This window comes from Streptomyces sp. NPDC043878 (assembly GCF_056435735.1).
This window is the reverse complement of the sequence record NZ_JBWKDW010000021.1, coordinates 136,939-161,190: the sequence shown is the minus strand read 5'-3', so window position 1 is coordinate 161,190 and position 24,252 is coordinate 136,939. Positions and strand designations below refer to the sequence as shown.

Annotated in this window: 21 protein-coding genes and 2 pseudogenes; 11 read left to right on the top strand and 12 right to left on the bottom strand. The window is 68.5% G+C overall.

The window, feature by feature from the left end; genetic code table 11:
• Positions 1-9: 9 nt before the first annotated feature.
• Positions 10-1,062, top strand: a complete 1,053-nt coding sequence (locus AC07AZ_RS27340) for a tyrosine-type recombinase/integrase (protein WP_478852225.1) — start codon at positions 10-12, stop codon at positions 1,060-1,062.
• A gap of 263 nt (positions 1,063-1,325) precedes the next feature.
• Here the strand turns inward: AC07AZ_RS27340 and AC07AZ_RS27335 are convergent, their stop codons facing one another.
• A complete protein-coding gene (locus tag AC07AZ_RS27335) occupies positions 1,326-1,889 on the bottom strand; it encodes a TetR/AcrR family transcriptional regulator (protein ID WP_478852222.1) in 564 nt (187 codons plus the stop codon).
• Between the two features lie 138 nt (positions 1,890-2,027).
• Between AC07AZ_RS27335 and AC07AZ_RS27330 the strand changes: the two genes are divergently transcribed.
• The 3 genes from AC07AZ_RS27330 to AC07AZ_RS27320 all read left to right on the top strand — a co-directional run bounded on the left by AC07AZ_RS27330 (position 2,028) and on the right by AC07AZ_RS27320 (position 4,709).
• On the top strand, positions 2,028-2,753 hold the full coding sequence (locus AC07AZ_RS27330) for an SDR family oxidoreductase (protein WP_478852220.1): 726 nt from the start codon (positions 2,028-2,030) through the stop codon (positions 2,751-2,753).
• A 69-nt stretch (positions 2,754-2,822) separates the two neighbouring features.
• Positions 2,823-3,893, top strand: a complete 1,071-nt coding sequence (locus AC07AZ_RS27325; RefSeq protein WP_478852218.1) for an aldo/keto reductase — start codon at positions 2,823-2,825, stop codon at positions 3,891-3,893.
• A 69-nt stretch (positions 3,894-3,962) separates the two neighbouring features.
• A complete protein-coding gene (locus tag AC07AZ_RS27320; RefSeq protein WP_478852216.1) occupies positions 3,963-4,709 on the top strand; it encodes an SDR family oxidoreductase in 747 nt (248 codons plus the stop codon).
• 436 nt (positions 4,710-5,145) lie between these two features.
• Here AC07AZ_RS27320 and AC07AZ_RS27315 read toward each other — a convergent pair whose 3' ends face one another.
• The 5 genes and pseudogenes from AC07AZ_RS27315 to AC07AZ_RS27295 form a co-directional block, all read right to left on the bottom strand.
• Positions 5,146-8,010 (bottom strand): Tn3 family transposase, encoded by a 2,865-nt coding sequence (locus AC07AZ_RS27315; RefSeq protein WP_478852239.1) that lies wholly within the window; start codon positions 8,008-8,010, stop codon positions 5,146-5,148.
• A 189-nt stretch (positions 8,011-8,199) separates the two neighbouring features.
• Positions 8,200-9,041, bottom strand: a pseudogene (locus AC07AZ_RS27310) (IS110 family RNA-guided transposase); the annotation flags it as partial.
• A gap of 419 nt (positions 9,042-9,460) precedes the next feature.
• Positions 9,461-9,871, bottom strand: coding sequence for a RidA family protein (locus AC07AZ_RS27305; protein WP_478852214.1), 411 nt, complete (start codon positions 9,869-9,871; stop codon positions 9,461-9,463).
• Between the two features lie 150 nt (positions 9,872-10,021).
• Positions 10,022-10,147, bottom strand: coding sequence for a hypothetical protein (locus tag AC07AZ_RS27300; protein WP_478852212.1), 126 nt, complete (start codon positions 10,145-10,147; stop codon positions 10,022-10,024).
• Positions 10,148-10,301: 154 nt separating this feature from the next.
• Positions 10,302-11,690, bottom strand: a complete 1,389-nt coding sequence (locus AC07AZ_RS27295; protein ID WP_478852210.1) for an MATE family efflux transporter — start codon at positions 11,688-11,690, stop codon at positions 10,302-10,304.
• A 110-nt stretch (positions 11,691-11,800) separates the two neighbouring features.
• Between AC07AZ_RS27295 and AC07AZ_RS27290 the strand changes: the two genes are divergently transcribed.
• Positions 11,801-12,325 carry a PadR family transcriptional regulator gene (locus tag AC07AZ_RS27290; protein ID WP_478852208.1) on the top strand — a complete coding sequence of 175 codons (525 nt, stop codon included), beginning with the start codon at positions 11,801-11,803 and terminating at the stop codon, positions 12,323-12,325.
• 298 nt (positions 12,326-12,623) lie between these two features.
• On the opposite strand, the gene AC07AZ_RS27285 is transcribed toward AC07AZ_RS27290, so the two are convergent.
• The 3 genes from AC07AZ_RS27285 to AC07AZ_RS27275 all read right to left on the bottom strand — a co-directional run bounded on the left by AC07AZ_RS27285 (position 12,624) and on the right by AC07AZ_RS27275 (position 15,752).
• Positions 12,624-13,007: a DUF6009 family protein gene (locus AC07AZ_RS27285; protein ID WP_478852206.1), complete on the bottom strand. Its 384-nt coding sequence runs from the start codon at positions 13,005-13,007 to the stop codon at positions 12,624-12,626.
• Between the two features lie 190 nt (positions 13,008-13,197).
• A complete protein-coding gene (locus AC07AZ_RS27280; RefSeq protein ID WP_478852204.1) occupies positions 13,198-14,736 on the bottom strand; it encodes a DNA primase family protein in 1,539 nt (512 codons plus the stop codon).
• Positions 14,733-15,752 (bottom strand): bifunctional DNA primase/polymerase, encoded by a 1,020-nt coding sequence (locus AC07AZ_RS27275; RefSeq protein WP_478852203.1) that lies wholly within the window; start codon positions 15,750-15,752, stop codon positions 14,733-14,735. Before AC07AZ_RS27275 ends, AC07AZ_RS27280 begins: the two co-directional genes overlap by 4 nt.
• A 1,002-nt stretch (positions 15,753-16,754) precedes the next feature.
• Here AC07AZ_RS27275 and AC07AZ_RS27270 point away from each other — a divergent pair.
• The 3 genes from AC07AZ_RS27270 to AC07AZ_RS27260 all read left to right on the top strand — a co-directional run bounded on the left by AC07AZ_RS27270 (position 16,755) and on the right by AC07AZ_RS27260 (position 18,558).
• On the top strand, positions 16,755-17,222 hold the full coding sequence (locus tag AC07AZ_RS27270; RefSeq protein ID WP_478852201.1) for a hypothetical protein: 468 nt from the start codon (positions 16,755-16,757) through the stop codon (positions 17,220-17,222).
• Between the two features lie 88 nt (positions 17,223-17,310).
• On the top strand, positions 17,311-17,706 hold the full coding sequence (locus AC07AZ_RS27265) for a contact-dependent growth inhibition system immunity protein (RefSeq protein ID WP_478852199.1): 396 nt from the start codon (positions 17,311-17,313) through the stop codon (positions 17,704-17,706).
• Between the two features lie 297 nt (positions 17,707-18,003).
• Positions 18,004-18,558 (top strand): hypothetical protein, encoded by a 555-nt coding sequence (locus tag AC07AZ_RS27260; RefSeq protein WP_478852197.1) that lies wholly within the window; start codon positions 18,004-18,006, stop codon positions 18,556-18,558.
• 599 nt (positions 18,559-19,157) lie between these two features.
• On the opposite strand, the gene AC07AZ_RS27255 is transcribed toward AC07AZ_RS27260, so the two are convergent.
• The 3 genes and pseudogenes from AC07AZ_RS27255 to AC07AZ_RS27245 all read right to left on the bottom strand — a co-directional run bounded on the left by AC07AZ_RS27255 (position 19,158) and on the right by AC07AZ_RS27245 (position 21,461).
• Positions 19,158-19,433, bottom strand: coding sequence for a hypothetical protein (locus AC07AZ_RS27255; protein ID WP_478852241.1), 276 nt, complete (start codon positions 19,431-19,433; stop codon positions 19,158-19,160).
• Between the two features lie 127 nt (positions 19,434-19,560).
• Positions 19,561-19,776 (bottom strand): annotated as a pseudogene (locus tag AC07AZ_RS27250) (hypothetical protein); the annotation flags it as partial.
• 17 nt (positions 19,777-19,793) lie between these two features.
• On the bottom strand, positions 19,794-21,461 hold the full coding sequence (locus AC07AZ_RS27245) for a glycosyltransferase family 39 protein (protein WP_478852195.1): 1,668 nt from the start codon (positions 21,459-21,461) through the stop codon (positions 19,794-19,796).
• Between the two features lie 209 nt (positions 21,462-21,670).
• Here AC07AZ_RS27245 and AC07AZ_RS27240 point away from each other — a divergent pair, with 209 nt between their 5' ends.
• The 3 genes from AC07AZ_RS27240 to AC07AZ_RS27230 are packed head-to-tail and all read left to right on the top strand — an operon-like array spanning position 21,671 to position 24,164.
• A complete protein-coding gene (locus AC07AZ_RS27240; protein WP_478852193.1) occupies positions 21,671-22,081 on the top strand; it encodes a GntR family transcriptional regulator in 411 nt (136 codons plus the stop codon).
• Complete coding sequence (locus AC07AZ_RS27235) at positions 22,078-23,136, top strand: ABC transporter ATP-binding protein (protein WP_478852191.1); 1,059 nt, start codon at positions 22,078-22,080, stop codon at positions 23,134-23,136. Before AC07AZ_RS27240 ends, AC07AZ_RS27235 begins: the two co-directional genes overlap by 4 nt.
• Complete coding sequence (locus AC07AZ_RS27230; protein ID WP_478852189.1) at positions 23,133-24,164, top strand: ABC transporter permease subunit; 1,032 nt, start codon at positions 23,133-23,135, stop codon at positions 24,162-24,164. The genes AC07AZ_RS27235 and AC07AZ_RS27230 overlap by 4 nt, the downstream gene beginning before the upstream one ends.
• The last annotated feature ends 88 nt before the right edge of the window (positions 24,165-24,252 follow it).

Sequence of the window (24,252 nt, the reverse complement as noted above, 5' to 3'; positions counted from 1 at the left end):
ATCGAACCAGTGACCGAACTCGGGAGCGGGGGCGCGCTCCGGCTGCCGCGCGCCCGGGTGATGCCTCTGTCCGCCCCGCCCTCGTCGTACACCGCAGCGGTCGAGCGGTACCTCACCGGCGCGGGCATCGCGAAGTCCTCCTCGCGGATCTACCGGATCTCGCTGACGACATGGGGATGGGTGCTCGCCGGCGAACCGGCGCCGACCGGGCCCGCCCGCCGAGGCGCGAAGCCGCCCGTCTTCCCCCTCACCGCGATCGACGACCCAGCCCTGCCCGAGGTGCTGGCCGAACTGGCGGCGGCGCGGGCGGACGAGATGGACGCCGACACCGTCAACCGGGAGTTGTCCATCGCGCGCAAGGCAATCGGCTGGTGGCAGCGCCAGGGATGGATCGAATCCGACCCCACGATCGGCATCGAGCGACGGCCGGCACCGCCCGACCGCACCAAGGCCCTTGCTGAGCAACAGATCGCCGCCCTGTGGCGGCTGGACGTCTCGCTGCGGGAGAAGACGTTCTGGAAAATGCTCTACGAGTCGGCGGCCCGCGCCGATGAGGTGCTGTGCCTGAACGTGGAGGACCTATATCCGCAGGACAAGCGCGGCAGGATCACCGCCAAGGGCGGGGCGATCGAGTGGATTCACTGGCAGTCCGGCACCGCCCAACTCCTGCCCCGACTGATCGCCCGTCGCACCCGCGGCCCGCTGTTCCTCACCGACCGCAAGGCCCCGGCCGGAACACCCACGCTGGACGTGTGCCCCGAGACCGGCCGGGCCCGGCTCTCCTATCGCCGGGCCGAGGAAATCTTCGAGGAGAACACCCGACTACTGGCCAACCCTCTCGCCTCGCCCGAGGACATCGAGGACCTGAACGGCTGGACGCTCCATCGGCTACGCCACAGTGCCCTGACACACGACGCTGAGGGCGGCACCTCCACCCCGATGTTGCTGGCCCGCTCCCGCCACGCCTCCGTCCGCTCCCTGGAACGCTACGCCCGCCCCGGCGTCGACGCAGTCGCCCGACACGTCGCCGAACGCGACCCCGCCGCCCGCCGGAAGCGCTGACGCCTCCAAGATCAACTACTGGCGGCTTCTGGGTCCCCCTCGGTGATCCCCCTTGAGCGGCGCACCTCGGTGGTCCCCCTTGAGCGGCGACGGCAGGAACACCTGACGAGCCGTTTCAGGCGTCGTCGCGAGGCGGGGAACGAGCCGAACGCAGGCGACCATCCCGTGGGTCCTCACCAAGGTCTGGGGTACCACGACCGCCGTGGTAGCAGCCATGTCGTCCGGCACAGGCCCGCCGCCTCGCCGAACCGCTGGCGTGTCGCTCAGCGGGGCCTGAGTCCGTCGACGACGACGTCCAGCATGCGGTTCAGCTGGGGGCGCTGCTCGGGTGCGCCGGCTACGGAAAGCAAACCGGCGAGGATGCCGCCTACGTCGGCCGGGTCGATGTCGCTGCGCAGTTCTCCTGCTGTGGCGCCGGCCTTGAGCACCATCGCCAGGATCTGCTGGACCTCGTCGCAGACCGGTCCGGTGCCGAAGCGGCCGGAAGCGCTCATGGCGACGAGGGCCTCGCAGATGCCGCGTCGTTCGCCGGCCCAGTCGGCGAATCGGAGCATCCACGCGTGGAGGGCCTGTGCGGGCGGCTCGGTGGCCAGCAGGGTGCGCGCGTCTTCGCGCAAGGGGCGGATCTGGTCCCGGTAGACCTCTTCGACCAGATCCTCTCGGGTGGGGAAGTGCCGGTACAGGGTGGCGTTCCCCACTCCCGCGCGTTTGGCGATCGCATCCAGCGAGATCGCGCGTCCGGACGCGAAGGCTTCGGCGGCCGTGGCGATCAGCTGCTCGCGGTTGCGTTGCGCGTCGGCGCGCAGGGTGCTGCGTGGAGGTGTCATGACCTTCGCGATCGTGAGTGTCGGATGAGGCTCGGGAATGATTCGGGGATGTCCCCGGTTCAGTGTACGGTGAGACAACCGGGGAGTTCCCCGATTACGGGTGGTCTCACCCATCCCTTCAGCGACGAAAGGTTTGCCATGCCTACAGCTCTCATCACCGGGGGGACGACCGGGATCGGCAGAGCGACGGCCGAGTTGCTGCACTCCCGCGGGTACCAGGTCGCGGTCACCGGACAGAATCCCGAGTCCCTCGCGCGGGCACGGTCCGAGCTCCCCGGCGACGTGCTCGTCGTCCGATCCGACGGGCGCGTGCTCTCCGACACCGACGCCCTGATGTCGGTGGTTTCGGCGCGGTTCGGATCGCTGGACCTGCTCTTCCTCAACGCCGGGATCTTCCGTCCGGCACCGGTTGCCGAGGTGACGGAGGAATCGTTCGACGAGCACGCCGACCTCAACTTCAAGGGCCAGTACTTCACCCTCCAAAAGGCCCTTCCCCTCATGAACGACGGCGGCTCGATCGTGCTGACCGTCGGCATCGGATCCCGTCGCGGCACCCCTGGCGCCACGGTGGGGGCGGCGACACGCGGCGCGCTGCTGGCCATGCTGCCCTCGCTCGCGCTCGAACTGGCCCCGCGCAGGATTCGCGTCAACGCCGTGAGCCCCGGGGCCACCGACACCCCACTGTTCGACAAGCTGGGAGTGCCCCAGAGCGGCCGGGACGCCATGCGCTCGAAGATCCCCTTCGAGCGCTTCGGATCCAGCCAGGAGGTCGCGGAAACAGTCGCCTTCCTCGCCTCGGACGCCGCCGGCTACATCACCGGCCAGGACATCACCGTGGCCGGCGGCTACGGGCTCGGCGCCTGAAACCCGGGCGAGTCGACCACCAATCCGCACCTCTCGAACGCCACGAACCACACCTCACAGGAGAACACGATGGCACTCACTCTCGACACCTACCGGCTGCTGGGCCGTTCCGGACTCCGGGTCTCACCGCTGGCGCTGGGCACGGCCACCTTCGGCACCGAGTGGGGCTGGGGCGCCGAGCGCGACGAGGCGCGCAAGCTCTTCGACCGCTACACCGAGCTCGGCGGCAACTTCTTCGACACCGCCAGCACCTACACCAACGGCAGCTCCGAGCGACTGCTCGGCGAATTCGCCCGCACCAACCGCGACAAGATGGTGCTGGCGACGAAGTACTCGACGCTGCGTCAGCCCGGTGACCCGAATTCCGGGGGTACCCACCGCAAGAGCATGCTGGCGTCGGTGGAAGCCAGTCTGCGGCAGCTGAACACGGACTACATCGATCTGCTCTACGTGAACGTATGGGACTTCAGGACGCCGGTGAAGGAGATCCTGCGGGGCCTGGACGACCTGGTGAGGCAGGGCAAGGTGCTGTACGTGGGGATCTCCAGCGCCCCGGCCTGGCAGGTGTCGCGCATGCAGGCGATCGCCGACCTGCGCGGCTGGTCGCCACTGGTCGCACTGGAGACCGAGTACAGCCTGATCGAGCGCACCGCGGAGCGTGACCTGATCCCGATGGCACGCGAGATGGGACTCGGCGTGGTCCCCTTCTCCCCGCTGGGCGGCGGGGTGCTCACCGGCAAGTACAGCCGGGAGGACCAGAACCAGGCGGGCTCCGTTGTCGGCGAAACCGCCGGCAACCGCAAGAGTCTCAACGTCGCCCTGGGATGGGTCACCGACCGCAACCTCGCCATCGCCGATGTGGTGAAGGAGGTGGCCTCGGAGCTGGGCCACACACCCGCCCAGGTCGCACTGGCCTGGACCCTGAACGCCCCGGGCGTGACGGCACCCATCATCGGCGCCCGCACCATCGCGCAGCTGGAGGACAACCTGGGCGCCCTGCAGGTCGACCTCACTCCTTCCCAGCTGGCCCGCCTCGACGAGGTCAGCGCCATCGACCTCGGCAATCCGCACGGCCTGCTCGCCAGCGATCACATCCGCACGGTCACCACAGGCGACATGAAGATCGAAACCCTCGGCTGATTCGCTTCATGAACAGCGACATCCAGACATATCACCACGTTTTTGATGAGGGAACGGAGCAACCTCGGCATGGGTAAGTACAGCGACAAGAATGTGGTGATCACGGGTGGCAGCAGCGGCATGGGGCTCGCGCTGGCGGAGCTGCTGGTGCAAGGCGGAGCCCGCGTGGTGATCACCGGCCGTTCTCAGGCCAAGCTCGACGCGGCACGCGAGCGGCTCGGCGAGAATGCCGTGGCCGTCCGGGCGGATGTGGCCTCACTGTCCGACCTGGATATGCTCGCCGGCCGTGTAAAGAGCGAGCTCGGCTCGATCGAGGCTTTGTTCGTCAACGCCGGCATCTCACCTCTCACGCCCCTCGAGTCGACGACCGAGGACGTGTACGACGAGCTGTTCGCGATTAACGTCAAGGGCGCCTTCTTCACTGTGCAGAAGCTCGCTCCGCTGCTGAGCGCGAACGCCGGCATCGTCCTCACCACCTCGATCGCGAACGTCATCGGCATGGTGGACACCAGCGTCTATGCGGCCGGCAAGGCGGCGCTGCGCTCGATGGCCCGCACCTTCTCCCGCGAGCTGCTTCCGCGGGGAATCCGTGTCAATGCGATCAGCCCGGGTCCCATCGACTCGGGGATTCTGGAAACGATGAACTTGTCCGAAGAGGCCGCTGACCAGTTCAGGGCGGAGCGGACCGCGAGCAACCCCATGAAGCGCTACGGCACCGTCGAAGAGTTCGCCAAGGCGGCCGCATTCCTCGCCTTCGATGCCACGTACACCACCGGCATCGAGCTGGCCGTGGACGGCGGCGAAACCCAGCTCTGAGCTCGTCTGCTGTCCCGCCACGGGCGTAAGGCCCTCTACCACGGCGGTTTCAGGGGGCGCTGCAACACGTGGTCGTGTCGATCAGGCCGCGAGCAGTTTATGCAGGCGCTCGGCTGGGGTTTCCCAGCCGAGCGTTTTGCGTGGGCGGCCATCGAGTTCGGCGGCGACGGCGTCAAGATGCTCGCACCAGGAGGTTGTCGCGGCCCACGAAGACACGCCGACTGAACCATCCCCCGTGAAGTGGACACCTGTTTGTGTCGTTATGCGGCGAGGGTGCTGGTGACCCGATGCTGTTCGTAGGCGATCGGAGCCCCAGCTCCTCACCCCAGGGCCGCCGGTCTACCCTCGGGGGCGCGCGGCCCGGGCACGGCGTCCCGGGCGGTCAGGTCCAGGTCGAGGCGTCTGTTCATGTCCAGCTCGAACCGGCCGTAGGGATTCACATGGGTCCAGAACAGCGGGGAGAGCGCCCGCCGGTCCGCGTCAGTGAGGGTGTCGGCCCACTTCGGATCGGCGAGGACCTGTGCTGCACCAGCAGCGTGTTGACGTGGACCAGAGCGGACTGGAGCAGGTGCAGCGCGAGCATGCTGACCTCCTGGGACTCCTTGTCCGCGCCGGCCAGGTCGCCGTCCTTGCCGTAGAAGAGGTCCTTGTTCGCGGAGTTCCAGTTCTCCACGACCTGGAGCCCTTCGTGGATCTCCTGGCGCATTTCGACGTCGGCGAGGTAGTCGCAGACGAACGCGGTCCGCACGGCCCGCCCGAGTTCTTCGATGGCCTGGTAGGTGGGGTGCTTGGGGCCGCCGCGGGTGAAGCGGCGCAGGACCTGCTCGGCTTCGGCGGTGCCCAGGCGCAGGGCGGTGGTGTACTTCACGATCTGGTCGTACTGCTGGGCGATCAGTTCCCAGTTGATCGTCTTGGTGGACAGCACCGGTGCGAGGTTCGGCCACTCCTCGTCCTGCCCGGCGGCCGGCCGGTACAGCTTCGCGGAGCCGATGTTCTTCAGCCTCGGCATCAGCTTGAAGTCGAGCATGTGAGCGAAGGCGAAGCCGACGATGGAGGCGCCGTGGGTGTCGGTGTACTGCCGGTCGACGTCCATGTCGGTGCAGTGCCGCAGCACGCCCTCGATCATCGAGGCGACTTCGGAGGCCGAACAGCTCTTGAGCTGGGAGTAGATGCAGACCGACTTCCGCTCGACGTGCCAGTAGATCATCACCCCGGGGCCGCGGTAGCGCTGGTGCCACTCGGTCATCAGGTTCGAGGACCAGGCGCCGAACTTGCGGCTGTCGGAGGCGCACACCGTACCGGTGCCCCACCACATCTCGTCCCGGGCAGCGAAGGTGGCGTTCACCAGCTTGCGCAGGGCCGCGCGCATGTTGGTCCGGTTGACGAACAGGTGCCGCACCCGCCGCAGCGTCGCCTCGGACTCGCCGTGCTTGCCGGTCACCGCGACCCGCTTGATGCCCGTGTTGGTGCCCAGACCGAACAGCACCAGCAGCAGGCGGCGCCGCAGCACGTCCTTGGACAGGTTCTCCCTGGTGGCCACTGAGGTGAACTCAGCGATGAAGTCCGTGTCGAACTCGGCGTACTTCAGGATGTCCAGCAGGTCGATGGTGCCCCAGCGCCGTTCGATCTCGCCCTTGACCGCCACCAGGTTCTCAGGCTCCTCCTGCTTCGCCCGCGGGGAGACCCGAATCCACGGCTCGCCGTGCTTCTTCACGATGGCCACCCCACCCGTCGTGCCCTCCGCCAAGGCGCTCTCGAAGCAGTCCAGTGAGGTGCGGAGCCGCTCTTGCAGGGCGCTGATGAACTCGCCGGAGTCCTGCGGCTGGCCCAGCGCGGCGTAGTGCACGTCCCGGTTGTCCTCGAAGTCGGCGGGCAGGTCGTCCTCCGGGTTGCGCCACCGGTTCGCCCCCACCACCCAGATCTCCCGCCGGCGCACCGCGTCCCGGAGTGCGACCAGCGCGCACAGTTCGTACGGGATGCGCTCGACCCGCCCCTTGTCGTCCACCGCCGCCGCCCGCCACTGCTCGGGCACCACCCCCGCAAGCGGCACACTCTCCGCCGGATCAAAGAACGCCCCCTCCTTCAACGGCTGCTCCAGATACCGCTTGAGCAGGTCGATCGCGTCCATCACCGGCCGGTAAGCGGTGTTGTTGCACTTCCATTCCAGCGAGCCCAGCAGCGGCGAGAGCATCCGCCGCCAGTGCGCCGAGTACGACGACCGCAGCACTGTACGGACCCGCGCCTTGTAGCGCGCCTCGTTCGCCGCGGCCTCCGCCGCCAGCGCCTTCAACGTCTTCTCCCCGCCGACCACCGGGTAGATAACCCGCCGCACCGTGCCGGACGGCTCGGACAGCGCCGCCTCGGCGACCCGCAGCAGCATGCCCTCCTTGCCCCGGATCTTCTTCAGCTCGGCATTCAGCTCCTTGTCGAGCTTCCGCTCCGCCCTCGTGTTGATCTTCAGTACGAGCTGGATGAACAGGTCCACCAGTGAGTCGGTGATCTCCGTCTGCCGCACATGGCACAGCGTCGCCAGCAGCGTCAGGCGCCGGGCGGGTGTCATCCGCTCCAGGTTCGCCGGGTACTCCTTCGACGCCCGCGCCCGCCACGCGTCCACCAGCTTCTCCGACACGTCCGCGAACAGGTCCGCGGGCAGCTCCAGCCACCGCACCCGCTGGAGCTTGTGCACCTCCGCCAGCAGGCTCTCCAGCCCCGGCGCCCCCGGATCGGTCTTCAACTCGGCGAAGTGCGACCGTCCGCCGCCCGCCACCGAGCCCGCACCGGCCGCGTCCTCGCCCGTCTCGCCCCCGCTCCCGACAACCAGGTCCTCCAGCCGGGAGCGCGTCGCATGCGAGATCCGCTCCAACCTGCTGCGGCAGAACTGGGCCTCGAAGTCCGTGACCGCCCGGCCCACCAGCCGCCGCACCTGCCCGGGCGCCGGCGGCTCGATGTGGTCATTGCGGCACCGGGCCACCACGGCCGCCGCGAGCCGGTCACGGGACAGCTCCACCGGGCACAGCTCGGTGGCCAGCCACGCGGCCAGCCGGTCCTGGTCCTCCTCGGTGTTCGCCCGGAACCCGTACGCCGCCCGGATCTCGCCCCGGTGCCTCTGGATCGCCTTGCTCTGCCAGTCGTAGTCCGCCCACGCCTCCGCAGGCACCTTGACCTGCTGGGCCACGTACTCCACCGCGGCGGTCGGCACCTCCTGGGCCGACTCGGGGAACCGGGCCTCCACCTCGAAAAACTTGAGCAGCAGCGCGAACCCGAGCCGAGTCGCCCCGGACTTGTTCCGCACCCGCTTCATGTCGTCTTCCAGCAGCGTCCAGACCTCGATCAGGTCCTCCGGCTCCCAGTCCTGCCGCACCCGTACTCCTCGCCCCACGCCCGAGATCACTCGTTCAGCCCAACGAGGCGCCAGGCGAGGGGAAACGACGACCACAGCACACACAGCGCTACATGTCCGTTCGCCGTAGCTATACGAGAACAGGGCCAACTCGGCGCCAAGCAGAGGCCCGATGCCGGGCATGCTCGTGATCACCTTCGCGTTCCGGTGCTCGCGAAACCGGGCCTCGATGATCTTGTCGCTGTCGGCGATCTGCCCATTGAGGCGCACCACCTCCTTCGCCAGGGTGTGCACCAGCTGGGCTGTCGGCTTCTCCCCGAACACGCTGGTCTGCTGGCGTTCAGCGGCCTCCATGGCGGCCGTGGCCAGCTGGGCGGCGCCGCGGACCTTGCGGTTGCGCAGCCAGGTTTCCAGACGGCGGACACCAACTCGGCGGATGGCTGCCGGCGTCTGATAGCCGGTGAGCAATATCAGCGGTCCAACGTTGGTCAGGTCCAGGGCCCGTTCCAGGCCGGGGAGACACCGGTGAGGTGGCCTCGCAGGCGGTTGACCACACGGGTGCGGTCGTCTGTCAGGTCTCGACGGTGACGAGTGAGGATCTTGAGTTCGGCGACGAGTTCGTCGCCAGGTCGCAGAACCTGAAGGTCTCGGCGGATCCGGGCCTGATCAGCGATGATCGCCGCGTCCTTGGCATCGGTTTTCCCCTCGCCCCGGTAGCCCTCCGAGGCTCGATTGACCGCCATGCCGGGGATGTAGAGCACGCGCTGGCCGTGGCTGAGCAAAAGATCGATCAACAGAGCGGCGCCGCCATCGGCCAGGTCGATGCCCCAGGTCACGTCCTCGCCCAAGACGAGGGCGTCAGCAAGTAGCCGCAGCAGTTCCTCCTCGTCGTTCGCCACACGACGCGACAGGAGATGCCTGCCGCTTTCGTCGATCACCACGCAGTGGTGATGGCCCTTACCGGCGTCGACGCCGGCCCAGATCACTGTCACGTGCTCTCCGCGGATCGTTGCCATGCGGATCCCGCAGACGACCTCGCTGGCCAGTCCCTACTCAGCGATCGGTTCGCAATTACTAATCAGCAGCCGAGTCGTCAGGGGGTGCCGGGCGGCCAATCGAGATCAGCCACACGGTCGGCAGACTACTGAGAGCCACACCCGGCACCCTGGGTTAGCCAACCCTACGAATGGCTCGCTCATCCCGTGCAACAACGTAGGGACTACTGACCTGACGCCGGCCCGGCGCCCGGAACCCGCTCGTGTGAGCCGAAGCACGATGCTTGTCACCAAGGCAGGCTTGTTGTCACCGGCTGGATACCAGGCAGCGAGCAGGTGAGATAGAGCAGTTGAGCTGGCGTGCTGGGCGTGTGACCGGTGCGGCGTGACCGATGGTTTCGGGTTCGGCTGAGTGACTACGAATCAAGGACAGCGGCGATGGCTTCGATCTCAACGAGCTGGTCGTTGTAGCCGAGTACGGTAACGCCCATCAACGTGCTGGGGACATCGTGGTCGCCAAAGGAGTCGCGGACCACTTCCCAGGCGGTCACCAGGTCTTCCCTCCGGGTGGATGCAACGAGAACCCGTGTGCTGATGACATCCTGCAGCGACGCACCGGCGGCGGCGAGGGCAACCTGCATGTTCTCGATGGCTTTCGCTGCTTGGCCCGTATAGTCCCCAATCGCTGCTGCGGAGCCGTCCTCATTGAGCGGACACGCACCGGCAAGGAAGATGAACCGAGCCTCAGCGGGCGCCGCGGCCGCGTAGGCGTACTCGGCGACGTCGGACAGGGAGTCGGAGCGAATCAGGGTAATGGCACGGCCCACGGTGATCCTCGGTCCCTTCTGGTCATGATGAAGCGGAGCCATCCTGGCAGGGGTGCTTTGGCTCCTGCCTCCTCTTTTCGGCGGGCGGCTGTGAGTTGGGCCCTGCCGGTTCCTCTGTCGGTGGCGTCTGACATGCGTCGTCACGTGGGATCAGTTGTTGTCGATGGCGTCGGCGAGCCAGTCGGCGTGGTCGTCGAGGAGAGGTTTGAGCTGGCGGTAGCAGGGGTGCTCGTCGGTTCGTTGGAGCCAGTGGCAGATGAAGCTGCGCTGCCGCATCCAGGTGTGCCGGGCCTCGGGGTCGGCACCTGGCCGGGGCGCGGTCTCATCTGCTCCCGGGTGATGAGGAATTCGTCCGCGAGCTCGTCCGGCAGACCGAAGACCTGCCACCGCTGGAGTGGGTGGAGACCCACGGAGATTTTCAGCTCCTTCATTAGGCAAGTCGATTGTCGGGCACAGGACTGTCGGGTTCTGTGACGGAGATTTTCAGACCACTGTGGTCGCAGTCGGCAGCTGTCGGTTGTTCCGTGCGCCGATACATCCGGGCGATGGCTGCGCACTGGAGTGCCATGGCCAGCGCCATGGCCAGGCAGATGCCGGGCAGGCCCAAACCCGACAGGCTGTATGCGAGCGCGAGTTGGAGTGCTACGCCGCACGTGGTGATCCGCGCGAGGGCCGGGCTGCCACCGCTGCCCTCGAACACCCCGCCCAGCGCAATGAAGCACGCGAGAAGCGTCAAGTACGGCCCCAGGCAGCGCAGATAAAGTGCCCCTACCTCGGCCACCTCTTCCTCGCTGCCGAAGGCTCGCATGATCCACGGCGCGGCAGCGAGCAGTGCCAGCGCGGCCGTGAGCCCGAGTGCGCCGGCAAGGACCAGCACCTGTCGCCCGACGGCCCGCCGCTCGTCGCGTCCGGCGCCGAGCAGGTGGGCGGTGCGGATGGAGGCGGCCTGGCGTATCGCGTAGAAGGCCATGGTCGCGACGTACATCGCCTTCGTCGCGATTCCGTACGCGGCGACCTCGCTGACGCCGATCCGGGCGACGACGGCGACGAGTGCGAGCGCCCCCGCCATCCGTACGACGAAGTCGGCCGACATAGGGAGCCCGGTCGCAGCCGTCTTGCGCGCATCGGCGGTGAGTGAACCGGCCCTCTGCGGGGCCGCCTGGGCGGCCTGTCGCAGTACGCCGTTGCGGTGCAGCGCCACGAAACCGCAGATGAGCGCGACCGTCCGGCCCAGCACTGTGGCGATCGCCGCGCCACGCACGCCGAGGTCGAATCCCAGGATGAACAAGGGATCCAGCCCGAGAATCAGTCCGTTCGCGAGGATCGCGAGCTTCATCGGGGTGCGGGTGTCGCCCGCACCTTTGAGGATGCCGTCGACGACGTTGGTGGCGAAGAACGCCGCGATTCCTGGCAGTGCGATCGAGAAATAGCCAGTGGCGAGGGGCAGCGAGTCACCCCCGCTGCCGCCGAGTACGAGGTGGGCGAGCGGTTCGCGGCACAGGTATCCACCGATGGCGACCAAAGGTGTGACGAGCGCCCACAGGACCCATCCGCCGCGCACCGCGGAGCGCATCGCTGCCGAATCCTCCGCTCCTCTGGCTCGTGCGACGAGCACAGTCGTGCCCGAGCCGGCGACGAGGATGACGCCGAGCAGCAGGTTCTCGACATTCGTGGCGACAGCCACCGCGGCAACAGCGCTCCCGCCGAGCCGCGCCACCCAGACCATGTTGATGATCCCGGCCGTGACCCCCGCGAGAAGCTCGAAGTAGACCGGATACGCGAGCGACACCAGCCTGCGCCGGTGTTCTGCTGCCCCCATGACTGCACTCCTCTTTTCGCTGTACCTCTAATCGAGGTACAGCGAAAAGAGATAGCATGGCAGGACGGGACGGGCAAGCGCGCTGACAGGCACAGGAAGGGGCTCGGAGCATGCTGGAGCTGTCAATTCTGGGTTTCCTCTTCGAGGAGTCCCTGCACGGATACGAGGTGAAAGCCCGCATCCAGGGCCTCAGTGGCCACATCCGTCCGGTGAGCGACGGAGCGCTCTATCCGGCCATCTCCCGGCTCGTGAAAGCGGGTCTGGTCGAGCAGCGCACCGAGCCTGGAAGCGGTGCCGCACCCCGCCGGATCCTGTCCCTCACCGAGGCGGGCCGCTCCGAACTACTGGCTCGATTGCGGCACCCCAAGGAAGCCGAAATCACCGACGGGCAGCGCTTCTTCACTCTGCTCGCCTTCCTGCACCATCTCCCGAACCCTGCCGAGCAGGCCGCGGTCCTGCGTCGGCGGCAGACCTTCCTCAACATCCCGGCGAGCTTCTTCTACCGCGATGGCGAGCCAGTGCGAGCCGAGGAAGCGCCCAGCCTCTTCCAGCAGGGCATGCTGCGCATCGCTCGCGCCACCGGCACTGAGGAAAAGAAGTGGCTGGCCGAGGCCATCGGCAGCCTGGAGGGCTGACCACGGACCGAGGGCGGCGCCTGCTTTCCTCCGAACCAACCTGTTCCACCAGCGGCGGATCGATTCGACGGCGAACGCGGCGGTGATCATGCACGACCACATTGAACGGCGACTGCTCCGGCTGAGTCTCGGTCACCACGGTGAACTCCTCACCCGGACACATCCAGTGATCGGTTCCCCACGGCTCGACCCACAGGCAGACCATGCCGCTGGTCTCGTTGCTCACGCTCGTCTTACACACGCTCGCACCCTAAACAGCAACGTGATCGGCCGGACAAGTCCTCGTCGCTGCCGCCCGTCAGGAGCGGGAACCGGTTATGGCAGCCGGGCCGCTCTGGGAACGTGGGGTCTTCTCTCCGACCTTCTTCACCTCGATGGTGCGCGGGTCGACGGCTTCGCCGGGGGCGCCTTCGCGGTAGAGGCCGCCGGGGAGGCTGTCGCGGTCGTGCGGGAGAAGGAAGAAGACGCGGCGCTTGTACAGGCCGCTGTCCGGGTCGGGGTCGGCCTGGTCGTCGAGCAGGGCGTAGCCGACCATGCGGCCGTCGCGTGCGTAGGGGGGTTTGGTGTTGCGGCGGCGGGTCTTGTCGAGGGCTTGGCGGACGTAGTCGAGGTGTTCGGGGTCTTCCAGCCACACGATGTTTTCTTCGTGGGTGAGATCGCCCTCGGTCAGTAGCGAGCTCATGGCTGTAGCCCCTCCTTCGTCTGCCGGGCCCGGTGGCGGCCCGCCTCGTGGTGTGGTGAGCCGCCCGCTTCTGGACGTGGCCCTGCGGGTCCATGGTAAGTCGGGCGGATGCGGGTGGGTAGGCGCCGCTGGTCCTGCTGGTGGCTTCGGCTGGTGTGGGGCAGTTGGCCGCACAGGTGTGGGAGTTGGCTCATGACGGGGCGTCCAGCAGGGCGAGGCCGGGGTAGTACTTGCGGCCGTTGGATTTGATCATGTCGGTGGGTGAGGCGAGGCCGACTTCCTGCCGGACGCGGGTGGCGAAGGCGCGGGTGCCGGCGGGGCGGATGCCTTCGCCGGTGCTGCACCAGGAGGCGTAGGCGGTGTACAGCAGTCCCTGTTCGACGCGCAGGTCGGGCTGGGCCTCGATGTCGCGGGTGCAGCACTCGGTGAGGAAGCGGCCGATGTGGTCCTCGGTGTTGGCATACGCGCTGGTGGCGATGCGGACACGGTCGGGTCCTTCGAGGCTGTCACGGGTGGTGAGGTAGCGGCGGGCGCCCTCGATGAGCCACTGCAGGATGCCGGGGCCTTCGTCGCGGACGAGTTCGAGCGCCAGGTTGTCGATCTTGCGGTGGTCGGGGACGGTCCGTTCGAAGGGCAGCAGGCGGATGCGGCGCCAGAACGCGAAGCCTCCGTTGCTCACCTCGGGACGGTGGTTGCCCAGCAGCCACAGGTGGTGGGTGGGGGCGAAGGAGAAGTAGTCCTGGCGCATCCTGCGCGCCTTGATCTTCTCTCCGCCGGTCAGGAGCTTGACCCGTGCCTCGTCGAACTTGTCGTTGGGCTTGAGCTCGCTGCAGACGATGAGGCGGCGGCCGTGAAGCTCGGTCAGTTCGGTGGAGTGCTCGGAGAACGCGCCGCGGTCCATGAGGAAGCCGGGGGGTGCGGCGTCCGCGTAGTCGCCCAGGATCTGGATCATGGCGTCCAGCAGGACGCTCTTGCCGTTCTTGCCGTGGCCGTGGAGGAAGGGCAGGACCTGGGCGCCGACATCGCCGGTGATGGAGTAGCCGAGCAGCAGGTGCAGGAAGTTGATCATTTCCTGGCCTTCGGCGTCGTCGCCGAAGGTGTCGTGGAGGAAGCGGTGCCAGCGCGGGGTCTCGGTCTGCTGGGGAGCGACGCTGGTGGCGCGGGAGTGGAAGTCGCGGGTGGGGTCGGGCTTGCGCAGCAGGCCGGTGTGCAGGTCGACGACGCCGGCGGGGGTGCACAGGGCGTAGGGGTCGCCGTCGAGGGTGTCGGGGTCGACGGACAGGTCCGGGGAGGCTTTGGCCTGGGTGAGGAGAGCCTTCATGCCGGTGGTCGACAGGGTGCGCTTCTTGTGGTGGTGGAGTTCCCGGTCGCTGAACAGGCCGCGGGGGTCGGTGTCGGGCATGTCCTCGGCCATCTCGCCCGCGGCCCACAGGGCAGCCTTCTCGCCGCCGGTGCGCTTCCAGCGGTAGCCGTCCCAGGAGAACCAGCCCAGGCCTTCCACGTGGCGGAACTGATCGCGGTAGAGCTTGACGAACAGCTTGGCGTTGCCGCGGTCGGTGAGCGTTCCGGGCAGCGGCGCCGGCAGCGCCCAGGATGGTGTCGGCGTGGCGAGGGGGGAGGTGTGGGCTTGGGCGGGCAGCGCGGGTGGCTGGTGGCCGGTCTGTTCGAGGTCCAGCATCTGCTGGGCAGCAGCGGTGGCGTCGAAGCGCGGCGTCTCGGCGCTGCTCATGAACGTCCTTCGAGGTGGAGCGGGCGGGCGGACCCGGCGGCGAGGGCGTCGTCGATGATGCGTTCGTTGCGGGCACTTTGCCAGGGGCGCGCGGTCTCGGCGGCCTCGCGCAGTAGGGCGCGCGCGGTGTGTTCGTCGAGGTGTCCGGCGATGGCCAGTCCCCCGGCCGTGTAGGCGGCCTTGTTGAGCTTTTCCGTGAAGGCGGCCCCCTCGGGCAGGGCCGCGCACTCGGCGACCTCCAGCAGCAGCGGGTCCAGGACCCGGTGTGCGCGCACCGGGGTCCTCGGACGGCGGCTGCGCGGGATCGCGGGCCGGGAGGTGGCCGTCGGCCGCTGGATCGTGTGTCCGGTTCGGACGAGTTCCTCGCCCAGCCAGTCGGGCAGCGGCGCAGGCAGATGGGAGGGGCCCTCCCGCAGGTATGTGCCGTGCACGGTGCGGGTGGTGGGAGCGACGATGTAGCCGCCGTCGGCCCGGACATCGACCTGCCAGGCCAGTGCGGTCTTGGTGCTGGACCCGGTCGAGCAGCGGAACCGGATGGCGGGGTGAGGGTTTCGGTACCACACGTGCAGGCCGCCGGAGGGGGTACGCACACGCAGTGTGTTGTCGTCCTCTGCCGGACTGGGCTGGCCGCGCAGTGCGGCCAGGAGCGCCAGGGTGTCGAAGCCGGAAGCCAGTCCTTCCAGGTTGACGGAGTCGTGGATGGCGATTCCGGGCAAGAGCCGGCTGCGGTCCGGGACCGGCGCGGCGTGTGCGTCGATGTCGATGACGATCAGGTCGGCACGGCCGCAGGCCACGCCGACGCCCCAGGAAGGGTGATCGGACCACCAGGTGTCGATGCGTGTCGTGCTGGTCGTCGCGGCGTGGAATCCGTGGCATGGGCGACCGGCAGGGATACAGACACACCGCGCTGGCGGGTGGTGCTTGTCCTTGCAGGCCGGGCAGTTGGCTGCGGGCGTCTTTCGGCCGGTCGCCAAAGGGTGGACCGGCCAGCCCTGTTCGGCACACCAGCGGGCCACAGCGTGGGATGTAGCCGCCCGCGCAGCAGTGGCGGGCACTCTCGTCACGTCGGGGCCGGGCACGCGTCTGTCCTTCGGCGAGGGTCTTGGTCCTTCGGTCCCTGACAGACGCAGCTCGGGACGGGCCTGGCTGTGTGCTGGATTGAGGGACCCAAGGGACTGTAGGGACTGGCTTCCGGAAGAGAGTGTAGGACCTCAGGCCGGGCTGGTACCTCAGCTCCCCCGCGTGGCGGTGTATCGGTTTTTGGGTCCCTCCGGTCCCTGAGACCCTTGAAGTCGATCAAGACTCGCAAATTATGCACGGAATGCCCCTATTAGGAGGGTCTCAAGGGACCGGAGTTCCTCGTTTCGCGGCCGAGAAGAGGAGCAGCGCATCGAAGTGTCGGCGCCTATCACGCCCGGGGCTACGCCGCGAAAGGGGGTCTACTGCCCATCTGCCGGAATCCGCCGGGGCGACTCCTGCCTCCCGCAGGGCCTGAGCGGGGAGGCGGAAGGGCTAGCCCTTCCATTCAGTCCCTGCACGTTTCCGCAGGTCAAGAGTGCCTGCGCCACCTGGAAGGGACTGTAGGGACTGAAAACTCAAATTATGAGCCACTTACGTATACAGATCTCTACAGATGCGCCCGCGCATGCACGCACACAGGAGTCGCTCATAACTCCCAACTAGAGTCCCTTGGGTCCCTTGCTGGAGTCGTCTGCCCCCATGACCTGCACGTTTACGTGGGACCCAACGGCAGGGACTGAACGTGCAGAGGCCCTCCTCAGTAGCTGGGTCTGGAGTCGGGCGTGGCGGTGGGACGGCCCCGTGCTGCCCTCGCCCGGAGGCCAGGTCGCAGATGTTCGCAGGCTTCACCGCCGCCAGGATCTTTGCGTGAGTTGGGCACGGGTCTGGCGGCTTTCCGGGAGTTGATGTCGTAGGGCGTCTGCGCGTCCGGCTGCAGGCCTGTGTCTGCTGTCAGACCCTTCCGGTTCACTGTGCGCCAACAGAGCGAAAGGGCAGGGATGTTGCACCTGGTGTACGACGCCCCTCGCGGTTGGCTGCAGCACTACATGAAGAAGCGACCGGTCCCCAACCGGGCTGCGAAGGGCACCGGAGTTATCTATGTGTTGGCGATCACCGGCGCGGTGTCCTACGTGAAGGCGGGCTCCACCGCACGGCCTCGAGCCCGCTTCGAAGCCCTGCGCAGCGAGGCACACCGTTTCGGGTCGACGGTGACCCGGACCTGGCTGTCGCCCGCGCACCCGGAATACCAGACCAGCGAGTCCCGCGCTCTGGCGTCCTGCCGCGCGTTATCCCCCTCATCAACGCCGCGCAGTGAGTACTTCCCCGAGCTCGACTTCGTCAGCGCGCGCCGCGAGGCGGTGAAGGCGGTTCTGGAGATCCGAGACCAGCCGCGGGTGTCAACGGCAACGCGCGCCGCCTCGCCGGGCGGTCCCGGAACAGGGCGACGCTACGGACAGCGACAGTGATGGCCTCGGAGCGCCCCCCTGGCCGCGGCGAAACGAGAACGCCCCGTCCTCAGACCGCGTTGAGATCTCGTCATAGGACAATCGGGCGGTGACGCGACCCCTGAATCGTGACCGCTCCCTTGAAGAGCTTGAACGCGACCGTTGGCCAGCCCCGTCAGCCGACGCCACCCGCCTTGTCGCTACTGCACACGCATTGCGGCGTCGGCCGATCGGCGAGCTGACCGTCGAGGACATGCGCTTGTTGATCGGGCAGGACACAGGACTGCCCTACCTCCTGCCACTGGCACTGGAGGTGCTGCGGGACAACCCGATGGCAGAAGGACACATGTACGAAGGTGATCTGCTGTCCGCGGTCCTCACCAGGAACCCAGCGGTCTGGACCGAGTCCTCCGGACTCGGCCGAGAGCTTCGCGTGATCATCTCGAAGTTGACCGACCTGCCGCCTGACCTGCAACAGAAGGTTGAACGGTTCCTGGCTCGATAGAGCACCGACGCAGGACGTGTCCCACGGAAGGGAAGGCCGGCGTAGCTACGGAACGTCTCGCCGGAGCAAGCGCGGGCCCGGACGCGTCGCTGGCCGGCCGCGGGTGAGTCGGCGGACCATGAGGCCGATCATTGGCCAGCGGATCATGGTCTCGGAGCGGCGAGCGGCAGGTCGGCGAAGGGCATGGGCTCGCGCGCGCAGGGTGTGCCATCCCATCGGCAGCGATCGAGGCTCGAGCTTCGGGGCCCCTCTCGCCGGGCATAAAACCGTCCAGGGCTTCGAACCGGGGGAAGTGTTGTGCGCGAACGGGACAAGGCGTTGGCCATGGGGAAAGACGCCGACTACGGCAGCTATGTGAGGTTCGCGTGCCCTGCCTATTCGCACCTGTGGGCCTTCGCCGGGCCCCTTGGCGTATTGCAGGGATGGGGCACCACGGTCGATCTCGTGCACATCTTCAAGGGGGAGGGTGGCTGGTTGCACGGCTGGTTCGCCCCGCTTAGCGGACTCTGGACCGTGTTCTTGATCGGCTGCTGTTTCGTGTCCCGCTACGAGCGGCGCACGGGCGGCCCCACCCCCCGGCTGTACTGCTTCCAGCTCGGAGTCGTGGTGGCCACCGGCGACGTCCTGCGGGCCTATCGCTGGACCGAGCTCACCATTCACCGCAAGAAATGGCGGAGCGGGAGCGGGGAGAGTGCCGACTGGGGGACGCGCGTAACCGTGATGGCGCGGGACGGCAGTGTGGTTGTCGAGTTCCCAGGGAACGAGCCGGACGGCGCCGGTTGCTATGAGATGGAGAAGCTCCACGAGGCGGCGGTGCGCGAACCCGGGGAACCCAGGCCCGCGTCGCCGTGACAGGGGAGCCGCGCCGGTCATGTCATCAACTGTCCGTCGCCTCCACTCCGTCCACGAACGCCGGCCAACACCTCGCTCGCCGTCCTCAGCACCGTCTTCAGCGCCGCGGCCGCCGCAGCCGCGCTCTTCGCCGTACGCCGCGCGAACAACACCGCGGACTCCGTCGCCCGCATCGAGCGCGACCGCTGGCACACCGACCTCACCCCCCGCCTCCACTTGGAGATCCGCAACGACCAGCACCTCCGGCTCGCCGTGCGCTTCGACGGCCCCGCCGGACTGCGCGTCCTCGACCGCCTCGTCCTCACCATCCGCGACGACCGCGACCGCAGCCGCGAAAACCAACTCGCCGGCACCCCCTGCGTCTGTGGGCCGAATGCAGCGCCACCGGCCACCAACGATGGACCCTGCCCTGCACCGTCACCCCGCCCACGTCCCGGTAAAGAGGTCCACCCTTGAGTCCGCGGGTCTCGACGAGAGGATCGGGAGCCCCTCGGAGTCGACCAGGCTCCCCTCCCCGCGACCGCGCAACGACGCTCCACGCGGCCGTGGAGACTCCCGATCTTCCTGCCCCGCGCTCACCGGGTCGCGCCGACGGCCACTCAGACCCGAGCTGCGTTCCACACTTCGCGGCCCCGCACGTCGACGTAGATGCGGGGGCTAACGCTCCCCGCACGCCACGCATCACGGCCTTCCCGGAACAGCAGGAGTAGAGAACAGCGACCCAGACGGTACTCCCCCGTCAAGCCGCTGAAGACCTGCGAAGTCCAGAAGATCGCGGCGTCGACGTTGCGCAGGGCGATGAGGGTGTGGCCGGCCTGGACGGCCTTGAAGGCGACGGTCCAGTGGCGGACGGAGGCTTCGGCGACCATGCTCATGCGCCAGTCCGGCCGTCAGAACGGCGACCGTGACTCGGGCCGCTTGGGCACCATCGTCCGGCACCCGCCCCGAGCACCGTCGACTCCCCCGCCACCAGGACATACACCCAGCGAAAGAGGAACCCAGCACTAGGCGTGGGCCGGCTGACGGTGCGGCCTCGGCCGCCGTGTCCGCCAGGCTGAGGGCTTCGTTCGCGAGCTTCGGGTTGGCCGCTTGAGGGGCCATGCCTCGAAGCGTCCGGCAGTACGTCACCTGGTCTCCCCCGGCCTTGGCCAGGCCAAGGGCCTGGCGGTAGTACCGCTGGTCAAGCCCGTGGGCCTTCTCATGCATGGCCATGCACCCCAGCGGCAGGACACCGTTCAGCACACGTCCCTGCGATATACACGTGCGCCCTCGATCTCGGCCACCTGCCGGTAGCCGTCGGCCAACAGGGTGCGCAGTTCCGGGTAGTCGGTGAGGGGATAGGGCGTGTCGAGCGAGTCGTCCACGAAGACGCACGGCGGTGTGTGGGCCAGTTCTCGGCGGAAGACGGGCCAGGTGCCGGGGACGGCGTAGGAGGGGCCGACGCGACGGATATCGCCGCCACCGCTGAAGTTCGTCAGCAGTCCCGCCGTGAGGTAGCGGCTCGACGGAGGCCGGTCGGACAGCCAGTAGATCTCCGGGTGCATACTCCATACGAAGACGGGCTGCCCCGGTGCACTGTGGTCGCGCACAAAGGTCGCCACCGCCACCGACTTGTCCATCTGCGGGGGCCGGGCCTGCCACGCCCCGGCCGTCCACCAGGCGGCGGCCAGCAGCGAGCACACCGCTACGCCCAGAGCGGTCGCCGGCCGTCCGGCACGGCCGACCTGACGACGCAGCAGAGCAGGCCCGGCGGGCGGGGTTCCACAGACCGCGTCGACCACCCGCAACGCCAACAGCACTACGGGCGGCACGAGTTGGAGGAAGTAGTGGCCGTAGAAGTGCCAGCCCACCGCGACCGCCATGACTGACGCGAGCAGCCATCCGGCGAGCAGGAGGTCGAGGCTGCGGGAGAGCCTGGCGTCGGGCCCCGTTTCGCCTCGGGGCCACACCGTCCGGTCCCGCCGGAGCCGTGCCGAGCGAAGGCGTGAATGGCGACGCCAAGGCAGCAGTGGAAGCAGGATCGCCACGGCGGCGAACGCTGTCAGCAGGTTGCCGAAGCCGGCTGCGGCCCGGCCTGCCACGTGCAGCGCGCCGAGCGGTGACGTCGCGTACGAGCCCGAGGAGAGGAACACCCAGAAGGTGAAGCGGTGCGCCCCGAGGGCGAGGGCGCAGATCACCACGGGAGCCGCCGCGCCCACGGCCAGAGCGACCGTGTCCCGACGTCGTCGACTCCGCCCGAGGGCGAGCGGTATCAGCGGTAACAGGGGTGCGAAGCCGACCTGTTTGGTCAGAGCGGCGAGGGCGACGGCCAGTCCCGCAGCCAGGAAGCGTCCCTTGATCCCGAAGTAGAGCGCTGCCACGGTCGCGGGGAGCATGAAGATCTCGAAGGTGGCGGCCATCGCATCCGGTGCGGGCAGTGCCGCGGAGGCCGCCACCGTCATCACCCCGGCGGGGAGCGCCGCCCAGGCGCCCAGCAGCCGACTCGCCGTCCGCGCGATGAGGATCGCGGTGACACCGAGCGAAACGACCGCTGCCACTCGTACCGCCGCCAGTCCGTTGTTCCCCGCCACGGCGAAGCACGCCTCGTACAGCCAGGGCATCAGTGGCGGCTTGCGGTCCACGACGTCGTCGTACAGGTGACCCCCGTTGCGCAGCATCGTCGCCTGCGTGGCGAGGTAGCCCTCGTCCGGGCTCCAGAACGGGCGGCGGAAGGACGGCAGCCGCACCACCAGGGTCAGGAGGCAGAGCAGGACCGACTCGGTGACTGAGGACCGGGCGATGCGACTCCGGGCCCGTGGACGGACGGAGGGCAGCCCCGAGACGACCTCGACGGTGTTCGCCCGAGCGGTCGCGGAGGCGGGAGGACTCAGCGTCCGCAGGGGACGGTCCATGTCCGTGGGCATGGCGAAACTCCCTCAATCAGTCCACTACCTACTTAGTGGACTGAGTCTTAGGTGGGGGCCCCGCTCGTGTCAAACACCTCTCGCGCCACAGGGGCACGCACGCCTGGAGGGGCAGTGAGCTGCGAGGAAAGGTGCAGAGGGAAGAGAGCGTCGATACGCGGCGGCTCAAAACAGGTCCACTACTCAGCTAGTGGTGAGATAGTGGGCCCGTGGACTATCGAATCGAGCGGCACAACGGCGTGGCTCCGTATCAGCAGATCATTCAGCAGACCAAGCAGGCGTTGCGGCTCGGTCAGCTCGTGCCCGGTGACATGCTGCCGTCGGCCTCGGCGGTGGTCGCGGCGACGGCGGTCAATCCGAACACCGTCCTCAAGGCCTACCGGGAGCTGGAGCGGGAAGGCCTGGTCGACACCCGCCAGGGCCGGGGGACGTTCGTACGGGCATCACTCGCGCAGCCGGGCACGCAGGCGGGCTCGCCCCTGCGTGACGAGCTGCGTGTCTGGATGGCCACGGCCCGCGCCGGCGGACTGGAACGCGAGGACGTGGCCGCGCTGCTGGCCGCCGAACTCGACGTCTTCTTCCCCCCGGTCGGCAGGCTCACGGTGATCGAGGAGCGATGAACCACCCCCTCGACCCGTCCGCCGCACACCAGGACGACGGCCCTTACGACAACCGCCCTTACGGCAGCGGCTCCCACGACAGCGGCTCCTACGGCGACGACGCTCCGGGCGCTTCTCCCGCACTTGAAGCTGTCGGCCTCGGCCTCCGCGGTCGGGACGAATGGGCTCTGCGTGGCGGGGACTTCACTGTTCCCCGTGGACGCGTCGTCGGTCTCGTCGGACCCAACGGCTCAGGCAAGACCGCCCTGCTCACCGTGGCGGCCGGGCTGCGGCCCGTCGACGCGGGAACCCTGCGTGTCCTCGGCCGTGCTCCGGGCACCCCCGCCGTCCTGCCCCGCGTCGGCGTGCTGCTCCAGGACCGCCCGCTGGAAAGGGGGTTCACCGTCGCGGAGACGCTGTACCTGGGACGGGCACTCAACCCCGGCTGGAGTGAAGCGGCAGCCCGCGCGATCATCGACGACTGCGACATACCCCTGCGGGCCCGTGTCGGTCGCCTCTCCGCCGGTCAGCGCACGTGTGTCGCGCTCGCCCTGGCGCTGGGCAAAGAGCCGGAGCTGCTGCTGCTCGACGAGCCGATGGCCGACCTCGATCCCCAGCGTCGCCTTGCCTTGACCGGTGTCCTCATGAAGCGCGCCGCGGAGCACGGCACCACCATCGTGATGTCGTCCCACGCCCTCTCGGAGCTGCACCTGGTGTGCGACCACGTCCTGCTGATGGCCCGGGGACGCGTGCTCCTGGCCGACGACACGGAGTTCGTGGAGGCGGCGCACAGCCTGATGACCTTCACCTGCCCCGACGCCGCCACGCCGGCGATACCCCCGCAGATGGGCACGGTGATCGAGACGCGCCGCAGCGGACGTGTCCTCAGCGTGCTGGTCCGTTTCCCGCTCACCACCGACGGCGCCGCGAGCACCGCCGCACCGTCCCTTGAGGAAATCCTGCTGGCCTATCTGCGCAATCCGCACGCCGCACCGCTGATCGCCGGACGCTTCACGGCCAAGGCCAAGGCCCCGGCACCCGGCTCTCCGGACACTCAGGACCGGCCGGCGCGGTGAACGTACGCATCGTCATTCGCCGCCTGGCCGTCGGCCCTGCGGCGGGACTCGCCTGGCTGGCCTGGCGGCAGCACCGCGTGGCCCACTGGACGGCACTCGCCCTCGCCGCCCTGGCCGCGGTCTGGGGCGTGTGGCAGCACGGCCAGCTCGTCGGCGCGGTGGAGAGCTGGGCCACGAACTGCCCGCACGGTCGCGCCCTCGGCGCCGGGGGACCGTCGGTGTGCGACGGCACGCCCCGCGCCGTCAGCACCGTCATGACCGCGGCCAGGGCGCCTCTGCGTTTCCTTCCCGTCGCGGTCGGCGCGCTGCTCGGCGCCCCGCTGTTCGCGCAGACCCTCAAGGACGGCACCCACCGGCTCGTCTGGACCCAGTCCGTCAGCCGTCGGCAATGGGCCGCCGCCAAATTGTGCGTGACCGGAGCCGTCACCGTCGTCGCCGCGCTCCTGATCACCGCGCCGGTCACCTGGTGGTGGTCCACCATCCGGCATGGACGCACCGCCACCGGCCCGCTCGGCACGGCATGGCGCGACACCACCCCCCAGAGCGACTGGTCCTATCTGCCCTACACCGGCCCCGCAGGCATCGCGCATCTCCTTCTCGCCCTCGCCACCGGTGCCGCCGTCGGTCTGCTGCTGCGCCGTGTCCTCGCCGCGGTCGCCGTCTCGGCCGCCGTCACCGTCGCCCTCCAGACCGGACTGGAGAAACTGAGGCCCCATCTGCTCACCCCGACCGTCAGGCGAACGGACGGCGACGCGTTCCCCGACCGGACCCTCAATGCCTGGCATCTCGATCAGGGCTACACCCACGCGGACGGCTCACTCACCGCCACGTCCCCCTGCCCGCCCAGCACTTGGGAGGCCCTGCAGCGGTGCGAGCACACGCGGCACATCACGGGTACCTACAGCCGCGACCTCGACCCGCAGCAGTTCCTTCCCCTGCAGTGGATCGAGACGTGGATCTGCCTCACGGCGACCGCCCTCCTCGCCGCCTTCTGTCTTGTTCACGTCCGACGAATGAGAGCCCGGTGACTGCGAATCGCCGGGCGTCGCGCTTGTCATCACAGTTGCAGACGCCCGCTGGCCCCACGATGTGGTTGACAGCAGGGACCACCACGGT

What these genes read in the sequence shown, in the direction of transcription:
- AC07AZ_RS27335 (WP_478852222.1), bottom strand. Translation starts at nt 1,889, where the DNA reads ATGACACCTCCACGCAGCACCCTGCGCGCCGACGCGCAACGCAACCGC.
- AC07AZ_RS27330 (WP_478852220.1), top strand. Translation starts at nt 2,028, where the DNA reads ATGCCTACAGCTCTCATCACCGGGGGGACGACCGGGATCGGCAGAGCG.
- AC07AZ_RS27325 (WP_478852218.1), top strand. Translation starts at nt 2,823, where the DNA reads ATGGCACTCACTCTCGACACCTACCGGCTGCTGGGCCGTTCCGGACTC.
- AC07AZ_RS27320 (WP_478852216.1), top strand. Translation starts at nt 3,963, where the DNA reads ATGGGTAAGTACAGCGACAAGAATGTGGTGATCACGGGTGGCAGCAGC.
- AC07AZ_RS27315 (WP_478852239.1), bottom strand. Translation starts at nt 8,010, where the DNA reads ATGAAGCGGGTGCGGAACAAGTCCGGGGCGACTCGGCTCGGGTTCGCG.
- AC07AZ_RS27300 (WP_478852212.1), bottom strand. Translation starts at nt 10,147, where the DNA reads ATGCGGCAGCGCAGCTTCATCTGCCACTGGCTCCAACGAACCGACGAG.
- AC07AZ_RS27295 (WP_478852210.1), bottom strand. Translation starts at nt 11,690, where the DNA reads ATGGGGGCAGCAGAACACCGGCGCAGGCTGGTGTCGCTCGCGTATCCG.
- AC07AZ_RS27290 (WP_478852208.1), top strand. Translation starts at nt 11,801, where the DNA reads ATGCTGGAGCTGTCAATTCTGGGTTTCCTCTTCGAGGAGTCCCTGCAC.
- AC07AZ_RS27285 (WP_478852206.1), bottom strand. Translation starts at nt 13,007, where the DNA reads ATGAGCTCGCTACTGACCGAGGGCGATCTCACCCACGAAGAAAACATC.
- AC07AZ_RS27280 (WP_478852204.1), bottom strand. Translation starts at nt 14,736, where the DNA reads ATGAGCAGCGCCGAGACGCCGCGCTTCGACGCCACCGCTGCTGCCCAG.
- AC07AZ_RS27270 (WP_478852201.1), top strand. Translation starts at nt 16,755, where the DNA reads ATGTTGCACCTGGTGTACGACGCCCCTCGCGGTTGGCTGCAGCACTAC.
- AC07AZ_RS27255 (WP_478852241.1), bottom strand. Translation starts at nt 19,433, where the DNA reads ATGAGCATGGTCGCCGAAGCCTCCGTCCGCCACTGGACCGTCGCCTTC.
- AC07AZ_RS27245 (WP_478852195.1), bottom strand. Translation starts at nt 21,461, where the DNA reads ATGCCCACGGACATGGACCGTCCCCTGCGGACGCTGAGTCCTCCCGCC.
- AC07AZ_RS27235 (WP_478852191.1), top strand. Translation starts at nt 22,078, where the DNA reads ATGAACCACCCCCTCGACCCGTCCGCCGCACACCAGGACGACGGCCCT.